The 486-nt window shown below is 58.0% G+C and carries 1 pseudogene; it reads right to left on the bottom strand.

From position 1 onward, the window contains the following. Positions 1-486: pseudogene (locus ACH65_RS19265) on the bottom strand (IS5 family transposase); the annotation flags it as partial.

Genomic DNA, 486 nt, shown 5'->3' on the forward strand with positions numbered 1-486 from the left:
GCGGAATCTGCGCTTGCATGCCTTGATCGTGAGCCTGCCTGACAATGGCATTGCTGTCGTATCCCTTGTCGGCAATCAGATGCTCACCCTTCAGGCCATCGATCAGCTTTGCAGCTTCTGCGCAATCCGCTCGGGCACCTTCCGTAACAAGGATTCGCAGCGGCATACCATGCGCATCCACGGCCAAATGTATCTTGGTGTTGAGCCCCCTTTTGTACGCCCGATGCCCTCATTGCCACCGCGTGCGCCAGCCGCATGCGGGTGAATCTTGCAATGGCTGGCATCAATCATCAGCCATTCGTAGTCCGGCTCATCGATCAACCGTTCCAGCAGCGATTCCCATACCCCCTTGTCGCGCCAGCGGCAGAAGCGCCGATGCGTGTTCTTCCAGTCGCCATAATCTGGCGGCAGATCCCGCCAAGGAGCTCCGGTGCGCAAGATCCAGAACACCGCATTGATGAAGAGCCGATTGTCTTTGGCTACGCG

The sequence above is a fragment of the Frateuria defendens genome, assembly GCF_001182895.1.
GTDB classification, from domain to species: Bacteria; Pseudomonadota; Gammaproteobacteria; order Xanthomonadales; family Rhodanobacteraceae; genus Frateuria_B; species Frateuria_B defendens.